Origin of the sequence: Bartonella sp. AA18HLJMS (assembly GCF_042197245.1) — a bacterium.
GTDB lineage: Bacteria > Pseudomonadota > Alphaproteobacteria > Rhizobiales > Rhizobiaceae > Bartonella.
The window spans coordinates 1-524 of sequence record NZ_JBHIRP010000098.1; the positions used below are offsets into that span (position 1 = coordinate 1).

Annotated in this window: 1 protein-coding gene; it reads left to right on the forward strand. The window is 48.3% G+C overall.

The features are described 5' to 3' along the window. A partial coding sequence (locus ACFINW_RS10155) for a phage tail sheath C-terminal domain-containing protein (protein ID WP_375674280.1) occupies positions 1 to 524 on the forward strand: 524 nt, incomplete at both ends.

Genomic DNA, 524 nt, shown 5'->3' on the forward strand with positions numbered 1-524 from the left:
GTACGGGTGGCAAATCGTGAGGGGGGTGTTAGTGTTAAACCCGCAAGTCCTTTTGCAGCAGCCATGTTTATCAAACGGGACAAGCAAAGGGGCGGTGTTTTTTGGTCTCCTTCCAACCAAGATGTGCATGGCATTTTAGGGACAGCACGCCCCATTAGCTATTTTGATGGCGAAATTGATCATGAGGCAAATCGCCTTAACCAAGCCGATATTGCAACCTTTATTCCAGCACGACTTAGTCAAAATGGGCATGGGCAAATTGCCGCCAATGGGCGCATTTTATGGGGAAATCATACCACCTCCAGTGATCCACTTTGGCGCTTTGTCAATGTGGTGCGCACCCGTGCAGCCTTGGAAAAAACGATCATTAACAATTTCCGCCCTTGGGCGAATGATGAAAACCTTACTGGTCAACATGTCATTGCCATTACCCGCAGCCTTACACAGTTTCTTGATGATATGATTGCGCGTGGTGCGCTTTTGGGTGGCCGTGTTTGGTTTGACCGCGATTTAAATTCCAACAG